We start from the raw sequence: 7,489 nt of genomic DNA on the forward strand, positions 1-7,489 counted from the left end.
CTTGTTCGGCACGTCGAAATCCCAATAAGGAACCCGGTCCGGCGGAAGGCGGCGAACGAAATAGTCCGCCGTGCGCCGGGCGGCATCGAGGAACCGGGGGTCCTTGGTGTAGCGGTAGGCCGTGGTGAAGCCGTAGACGGCCCAGGCCTGCCCCCGTGACCAGGTCGACTCGGTCGCATAGCCCTGCTTGGTGGAATGGCTCAGCAGGGCGCCGGTTTTCTGGTCGTAATTGGCGACCATCCACGTCCCACCGTCCGGGCGGACCAGATCCTGCAGCGCCCGCAGCGCGTGGCGTTTCGCGATGTCGGCGTGTTGCGGGTTCCCGCCGTTCTGCCCGGCCCAGAACATGAGTTCCAGGTTCATCAACGCGTCGATGTTGACCCGGTACTGCGTCTTGTCGTCGGCCTTGTCCCACACCCGGAACATCCCGACGTTCGGGTTATATCGACGCGCCACGGTGTCGGCGGCCTCCAGCACAACGCGCTTGTACGACTCGTCGCCGGTCAGCTGGTAGCCCACGCCGTAGGTGTCGAAGATCTTGAAGCCGAGATCAGTGGTGTCCTGCTTCGTCTGGCGGGCCAGCCCGGCCTGCCAGGTCTCGGCCCGCTGACGCCACGCCGGATCGTGGGTGCGCTCGTAGGTTCGCCACAGCGCGGCGGCGTAGAAGCCGGCGGTCCAGTCGTCCGCACCCTCGGTCAGCCAAGAGCCGCCGGGCTTCGTCCGCACCGGATAGGCCGGTGGGTTGAGGGCGGCGTCGGTGGAAAGCAGCCGCTGCTCGGTGTACTTGAGTACCCGGCTCGTCGCCGGCGGGGGCGCCGGTGTCGGTGAGACCGCCGTCGGCTGTGTCGGCGCAACCGACGGTGCCGGCTGTGTCGATGCCGGGTTGCTGCAGCTCACAAGCGCGACGAGCACGAGCCCGACCCCGCCCGCCGTGGCTTTGATCGGCATTCCGCTCCTCGCAGGCCTCGACTCCACAACGCGGGGGGCAACATAGCAGCAGAGGTGGCCACGACGACTGCCGCACAGCCGGCGTCGGTCACGAAGAGGTGTTGGCTGGTCGACGCCGGCTCAGGTCAGGAAGGTCACCGGCACCGACTCGACGACGGCGGTGGCGAGGCTGGGGTGGAACACCGCCGGCCCCCTGGCCTCGATGTTCGGGAACCGGGCCAGCAGTTCCTCGAACGCGACCCGAGCCTCGACCTGCGCCACGAACGCCCCGACGCAGCGGTGCGGACCCCAGGAGAACGCCAGCACATCACTCGGACGCCGATCGAGGTCGAAACGCAGCGGCTCGTCGAACATCGCCGGGTCGTAATTGGCGACCGTGAAGTTCATGACCACCGCCTCACCCGCACGGATCCGATGGCCGCCGATCTCGGTGTCGGCGGTCGCGGTGCGCCGGATGTAGCGGCCGGGGGTGACCACCCGCAGCATCTCCGCCACCGCGTCCGCGATCAGCGACCGGTCGGCCACGATCCGGGCCTTGGCCTCGGGGTGGCGCAGCAGGAGGTCGAGCCCCGCGCCGATCAGGTTTCCGGTGGTCTCCAGGCCGGCCACGAGCAGCAGCCAGCACCACATCACGACCTCCTCGTCGGCGAGGCCGGTGCGGGTGAGATCGGTGATGAGGTCCTCGCGCGGGGCGGCCTTGCGGGCGGCGACCTCGCCCGCGAAGAACCCAACCATGTCGCCGATGGCGCCGAAGTCGGGTGTGGCACCCGGCTCGAAGGACTGCAGGATGGTGTTCGCCCAGATCTCGAAGTCGTGCTCGCGGTCGGTGCTGACCCCGAGCAGCCGGGTGGTGGCGAGGAGTGGGACCCGGGTGGCGAAGGCCCGCATGAAGTCGGCCTCCTGCCCGGGCTCGATCGCGTCCAGGATGTCCCGGATCTCTGCGCGGATGGCGGGTTCGAGCTGCGCGGCCATGGCCGGGCGGAAATGCTGGTTGATCGGGACACGCAGCCGGCGGTGGCCCGCGGCGTCCATGATGTTGGCCGGCCGCAGGGCCACCGGCAGCTCCGCGGTGAGGCTGCTGGAGGACTGCAGGTCCCGTTTGACGTCGAAGGCGGCGGCGTTGAGGTGCACCCCGAACTCGGTGGTGAACAGCTCGCCGTCCTGGCCGACCTGCCGGATCAGTTCGTGGCGGCACACGTTCCAGAACGGCTGCGTGTACTCGGCCTCGACCCAGTACACCGGGTCGTCGGCGTGGATGTGCAGGTAGGCCGGCCGGTTCGCCTCGGTGTAGAAGAGCGGATCGCTGGCGTCCACCGTCGTGCCCGCAGCGGTATCGGTGCTCGGTCCGGTCATGTCGTCCCCATCCGTCGAACAGCACATTAGCCAAAACTGATCAGATGTTCAACTTCGATTCACCGATCGAAATATGCTCTGAGCAGCCGATCCGGCGAGCCGGGGGAATGGGCAGAGCTGATTGCTGTCAATCGGTTGACGGCAGATCGAGTTCTGGTAGTTGGCGGTGGGAGATCTCCCGTGCGGACGCGGCGTCGACACCGAAGCCGCGCAGCATCATCTCCGCCCCGGCGGTGTCGGCGTTAGGTCCGACCCGACCGGCAAGCACACCCTTGATCGCGGCGAACGCCGCGGCGGCGACCGATGTCAGGCAGAGTTCCAGGTCCTCGATGTGGAATCGGCCGCTGCTGATGCCGCGTTCCAGGGTCTTGCGGGCGTAGGGCAGCAGCGAGTTCTCGAACAGTGCGTCAGCGCCGACGAGCTTGACCAGCACGCCGGCCAGCTCCGGCTCGTCGCGGGCGAACCGTACGAACCGCCGGTAGGAGAACGATGCCGTCTCCGCCGGATCGGTGAACTCAAGCGCTCGCGCGCCGATCGCGGCGGCGGCGCTGTCGAGGACCTCGGTCAGGACCGCTTCGACGATCGCATCCTTGGACTCGAAGTGGCTGTAGAAGGTGCCGAATCCGAGGTCCGCCATCTCCGTGACGTCGCCGATGCGCAGGTTGTCCTCGCCGCGTTCGGCGATGATCCGCCGAGCCGCCGCCATCAGGCGTCGGCGAGCTTCGAGCTTGCGGCGATCACGGCGCCCCAGAGGGGCTGTCTCCTGTGGCACGACCCGATACTGCCAGGATTCGACCGTAAACTCGAACTTGATTGGTGAATCGAGCTATCGTCATCCCTCACATGCGTTCGTCATTGCCGGGTACGTGACGTCGTTCGGGTTGACCTCGGCGTCGCTGAAGTGTCTCAGCGCGGGTCGGGCGGCCAAGGCGCCCTCGTCGTAGCTATCAGGGTCACCTCGGTCGTAGCCGAGGAGCACCAGTTGGTGTTCGGCAAGCATCGGGAACGTGCGTCCGATCCGGGCCAGCGGCGTATCGGCGATTCCGAGCAGGTGAGCGATGCCGGTCGCGTCGAGGATGCCGCTACGAGTGCGCTCCGGAGAGCTGAGATCCGCATCGCCGTCGAAGTAGGCGAGCTGAACGTCGTCGTGGACGCGTTGGAGCCCCGCGACTACGCCGAGCGTGATAGTGCAGTCCCCGCCGAGCACGACTGGGTAGCCGGCCGGCTCGGACCTCCCGCTCGACGGCGTCGGCGACAGCGAGGGCCACCCTGAGGACTGCGTCGAGGTTGCGTGCGGTCGCGCGGCCGTGGATGCGGAACCGGTGCCTTGTTGCGACGAGTACATCGATCTGGCTGTTGCTGCGCGGCCGAAGGGTCCGATCAGCGAGGGCGAGGATTGCTGTCGCCAGTACTTCTTCCCAGTGTTACTGCAGCAACCCGATGGCGAGGGCCATACCCAGGAACAACGTCAGCTGGTATGCGCTGTTGATCACGGTGAGCCGCGCCGGCTTCTGCTCGAAGGCGTTGTGCTGCACCAGAGTCGTCAGCGAGAACCCGAGCGAGGTCACGAATCCGACGGCCAGATCGAGCCAGAGCGGATCGCTGGCGAAGAAGCCCGACGCGAGGGAGCAGCCGGCGGCGAGCACCAGCGCCGTGACGAGGATCGACGCCAGGAGGATTGCGAGCGGGCGCTTGCCGGCTCTCTTGGAATCCTCCTCGGTCACGCCCGTCAGCTCCCTCCAGACGCCGAGGAAGGCCCACCCGTACCAGACCATGGCTATTGCCATCCCGACCGCGGTCGCCACCGCGACGGCCAGCCAACTGATACTCATCTCCCCGCGGATCTCCTCTGCTCGACATCTGTCCGTGTGGTTGATAAAATCAACTACGATGGATAAAGTCAAGCAGGGCTCGAAGAAGCCCCGTTCTTACGGGCAGTTCTGCGGACTCGCGCGCGCCTTGGACATCGTGGGCGACCGCTGGACCCTCTTGATCGTGCGGGAGCTGCTTCCCGGTCCGATGCGCTACACCGAGCTGAAGGCCTCGCTCGCGGGAATCGCGACGAACCTCCTGGCGGAACGGCTGCGGACCCTGGAGGCGAACGGGATCGTCGAGCGCCGCCTGGAGGAAGCGGGCGTCGTCTACGCGCTCACGCCCTGGGGCGCAGGGCTCCGCGAACCGATGGAGGCGCTCGGCAGGTGGGGCGCGCCGCTGTTGCTGACAGGACGTGGCGGCGATTCGTTCCAGCCGCGCTGGCTGGCGCTCGCTCTCCCCGGCCTGCTGCGGGGGATGGCTGCGACCCCTTCGGTGGAGCTCGGCGTCGAGACGGACGGCTTCCTCATGATCCTGCGCATCGACGAGGACGGTCCCAGTGTGATCGTCCGGCCCGATCAGCAGCCGGACACGATCTTCACCGCCGCGCCGGAGGTCATCATTGGGCTCGCGGTCGGCGGCCTCACGATCGACCAGGCACTCTCCATGGGAGACCTCCAGGGCGACAGGCGAGTCCTGTGCGAGGTGTTCCCTCCGGGGCGGGCGACCGCCGCTTCCGAGTTCCCGCCGTTGCCGACGGACGACTGACAGCAGCGGCAACCTTCGGCCTCGATAGATCAAACGGCTTCGCCGGATGTGCCGGGTGGCGGCCGGGAGCGGAGCGGCAAGGCGGGCCGGGCCCAGAGTAGCGAGAATGGGCACTCACGGGGCTCCCTCGGGCTCGGGGCCGTTGTAGCCCTCTTGGGACGAGTCGTCCATGCCGACCTGGAAGCCGACCTTGGGACCGATGTTGTTGTCCCGGATCGTGGCGTTGGTCGAGTTGTTCTGCAGTGAGAACGCCTTGTCGATCTTGCCGACGACGGTGTTGCCGGTGAGCGTGACACCGCTGATGTCGTCGAAGAAGAATGCCTGGCCGGCGCCGTTGTCGCAGTAGTTGTTCGTGACGGTGAAGTTGCTGGAGCTGCCTTCCCCGGTGCCGTCGCCGGCCTCGCTGTCCGGGCCTTCGGCGATCAGGCACATGTTGTCGACGTTCTCGAACCGGTTGTTGTCGATGAGCACGCGCTGGCTCGGGCCGGTCTCGTCGGAGGTGGCGAAGGTCTGGATGGCGTCGGCGTGGTTGCCGTCCTGGCCGTTGAGGTTCTTCACGTTGCTGACCAGGTTGCCGACGATCTTGATGTCGTTGCCGAAGAACCGGATGCCGTCACCGTCGTCGTTCTTCTTGACCACCTGCGGGCTGTCGATCACGTTCGCGCGCACGGTGATGTCGTTGCCGATCAGCTGGAACCCGGGTGAGCGCGGCTTCGACAGCTGGACCCCGTCGACGACGACGTGGTCGCCCCGCACGGAGATCTGGCCGGTGGTGGCGGTGCCGCCGCCGAGGATGGTGATCGGCTGCTGGGAAGTGCCCGAGCGGCGTAGCTGCAGCTCGTCGTTGCCGAGGTCGCCCTGCAGGCAGATCCGGCTGCCGGGCTGCGCGCCCTCGAATGCACTGCGCGCACTCGAGGCGTCGGTGACGGTGGCGGTGCAGTTGGCCAGTGCCTCCGGCTTGCCCACCGCGCCGGCCGTGCCACCGACCTGAGGGCCGCCGCTCCGGGTGACGATCAGGTAGCCGCCGGCCAGGGCGATCAGCACGGCGGCCGCCAGCCCGAGCACCAGCCAACCGGGTCGCTTGAATGACGTACCGGCACGCCGGCCCGGTGTTGCCCGGCCCTGGTCGGGCGACTGCGTGATGATCGGGCGCGTGGAGGTCGACTCGGCGTCCGGCGTCGGGGCGGAGTTCGGTGCCCGGTTCGCCTCGGTCGGGGGGACCCACGGCCGAGGCTGGTACAGCGGACGGGTGGGGATCGGGCCGGGAGGCGGGCCCGGACGAACCGGCGACCCGCTGAGCTCTCGGGTGGCGCCGGCGTCCTCGGGACGGCGCTGTCCCCGCACCGACCCGATCAGCCGGGCCAACCAGCGCGGACGAACAGATTGACGCATCACGGCCCCCGAAAACTCGATGATCTGCTCTCCCTTGAGACAACGCTGTGAGTCCCTCAGGTGTCACACCGCGGCCGAGATCCACAGGTCATTCACAACTATCCGACCCACCCGGGTTCGCGCGGGCCGGATCGCGGTGGTCGCCGCCCCGCCGACGAGGTCGCCCGCCCCAGGCCTGTCACCGCGACGCCGGACTTACTCGGATAGCTGGGGCACCGACATCGCTGTGATGGCTGTGCCGCCGTTGAGTATGGCTTCGGCGGTGGCATCGATGGCGGCGCGAGAGGAGGACGGGGACGGCGGCGGTTCTGATCCCCTCGTACCGGCGTGATGCCTTTCTGATGCGGGCCTTTGTTGCTGTCGGCTGGCGGGATTCGAACCACGACCTCTTCGTCCCGAATTAGGTACGGTTCGCCGTCCTGCCTGCGGCGTGGGTAATAAGTGCAGTTCAGGGCGTTGGCTTCCATTGATCTGGGTGGCCTTGCTATCGCCCAGTTTCAAGATCGTCCCTTGGCATTCTCCCAGTATCCGGCGCCTGAGCGCAGGGGTGCCATCGGTGCTCGCTCTCGCTTTCAAAGCTGCATCCGATCATGGGCGTTCGGGTCTGGAACAGCTCGGCCCCCGCCCCAGGGCTCGTCCTTCAGCTGCACCGGCGGAGTCTGGTCGGGGTCGGTGAGGAGCTGCGGAGGGCTACCTACGGCATCCCAGCTGGAAGGGCCCCCGCCACGACAAGACACTCGACCACCTACCCCCCCCCGAGGTCACCGGAAGTGCCTCGCCTACCTAGTGCCCGGGCGGACCCCAACGCCCGCCGAGCCCACCTCGGCACCGCTGGACGCGGTCGTCCGCCAGTTGGACGCGTTGGCCTAGCTCAGGGCGGCGACGAAACTGCCCAGGTCGGCCTTGAGCTCGTCGATGTCCTGGCCGGTACCGGCGAAGCGGCGCCATGAGGCGGCCAGCACCGTGACGTCGGGGCCTTCCAGCCAGTCGCCGATGAGGGTCAGAAGCTTCGCCAGCTCGGCGGCATCCTCGCGGTCGAGCAGAACCCCGGGGGAGTGGGACCCGGGGGAGCCGTCCCGGGGCGCGGGCATCGCGCCGGGAGCCTCGGTTCGGATCTCGGTTCGGGCCCTGGTTCGGGCAGTGGGATGCATGGGAGCGATGGTGCCCGCGCGAGCTGTGGTTTGCCTGTGTCGGGTCAGTGTTCCTTCTGAGGGAC

Annotated in this window: 8 protein-coding genes; 1 reads left to right on the top strand and 7 read right to left on the bottom strand. The window is 67.9% G+C overall.

Going from position 1 to position 7,489, the window contains the following annotated elements:
* The 5 genes from VGH85_07325 to VGH85_07345 form a co-directional block, all read right to left on the bottom strand.
* On the bottom strand, nt 1–948 hold a 948-nt coding region (locus VGH85_07325; GenBank protein HEY2173609.1), incomplete at its 3' end, for a glycoside hydrolase family 88 protein.
* A gap of 120 nt (nt 949–1,068) precedes the next feature.
* The gene (locus VGH85_07330) at nt 1,069–2,301 is read right to left on the bottom strand and encodes a cytochrome P450 (protein ID HEY2173610.1); all 1,233 of its coding nucleotides are present in this window, start codon (nt 2,299–2,301) and stop codon (nt 1,069–1,071) included.
* Nucleotides 2,302–2,428: 127 nt separating this feature from the next.
* A complete protein-coding gene (locus VGH85_07335; GenBank protein ID HEY2173611.1) occupies nt 2,429–3,007 on the bottom strand; it encodes a helix-turn-helix domain-containing protein in 579 nt (192 codons plus the stop codon).
* A 126-nt stretch (nt 3,008–3,133) separates the two neighbouring features.
* Nucleotides 3,134–3,508, bottom strand: a complete 375-nt coding sequence (locus VGH85_07340) for an arginase family protein (GenBank protein ID HEY2173612.1) — start codon at nt 3,506–3,508, stop codon at nt 3,134–3,136.
* Between the two features lie 217 nt (nt 3,509–3,725).
* Nucleotides 3,726–4,133: a DUF1761 domain-containing protein gene (locus VGH85_07345; protein HEY2173613.1), complete on the bottom strand. Its 408-nt coding sequence runs from the start codon at nt 4,131–4,133 to the stop codon at nt 3,726–3,728.
* Between the two features lie 58 nt (nt 4,134–4,191).
* Here VGH85_07345 and VGH85_07350 point away from each other — a divergent pair, with 58 nt between their 5' ends.
* Complete coding sequence (locus tag VGH85_07350; protein HEY2173614.1) at nt 4,192–4,881, top strand: winged helix-turn-helix transcriptional regulator; 690 nt, start codon at nt 4,192–4,194, stop codon at nt 4,879–4,881.
* A 114-nt stretch (nt 4,882–4,995) separates the two neighbouring features.
* Here VGH85_07350 and VGH85_07355 read toward each other — a convergent pair whose 3' ends face one another.
* Together VGH85_07355 and VGH85_07360 are read right to left on the bottom strand one after the other, a co-directional pair.
* Nucleotides 4,996–6,273, bottom strand: a complete 1,278-nt coding sequence (locus VGH85_07355; GenBank protein HEY2173615.1) for a right-handed parallel beta-helix repeat-containing protein — start codon at nt 6,271–6,273, stop codon at nt 4,996–4,998.
* 866 nt (nt 6,274–7,139) lie between these two features.
* Complete coding sequence (locus VGH85_07360; protein HEY2173616.1) at nt 7,140–7,364, bottom strand: hypothetical protein; 225 nt, start codon at nt 7,362–7,364, stop codon at nt 7,140–7,142.
* Nucleotides 7,365–7,489: the final 125 nt, after the last annotated feature.

The organism is Mycobacteriales bacterium, from assembly GCA_036497565.1.
Lineage (GTDB): Bacteria > Actinomycetota > Actinomycetes > Mycobacteriales > QHCD01 > DASXJE01.

Bases quoted from the DNA above. Each gene is read 5' to 3' on its own strand.
- VGH85_07335 (HEY2173611.1), bottom strand. From the start codon at position 3,007: ATGGCGGCGGCTCGGCGGATCATCGCCGAACGCGGCGAGGACAACCTG.
- VGH85_07350 (HEY2173614.1), top strand. From the start codon at position 4,192: ATGGATAAAGTCAAGCAGGGCTCGAAGAAGCCCCGTTCTTACGGGCAG.
- VGH85_07355 (HEY2173615.1), bottom strand. From the start codon at position 6,273: ATGCGTCAATCTGTTCGTCCGCGCTGGTTGGCCCGGCTGATCGGGTCG.
- VGH85_07330 (HEY2173610.1), bottom strand. From the start codon at position 2,301: ATGACCGGACCGAGCACCGATACCGCTGCGGGCACGACGGTGGACGCC.
- VGH85_07345 (HEY2173613.1), bottom strand. From the start codon at position 4,133: ATGAGTATCAGTTGGCTGGCCGTCGCGGTGGCGACCGCGGTCGGGATG.
- VGH85_07360 (HEY2173616.1), bottom strand. From the start codon at position 7,364: ATGCCCGCGCCCCGGGACGGCTCCCCCGGGTCCCACTCCCCCGGGGTT.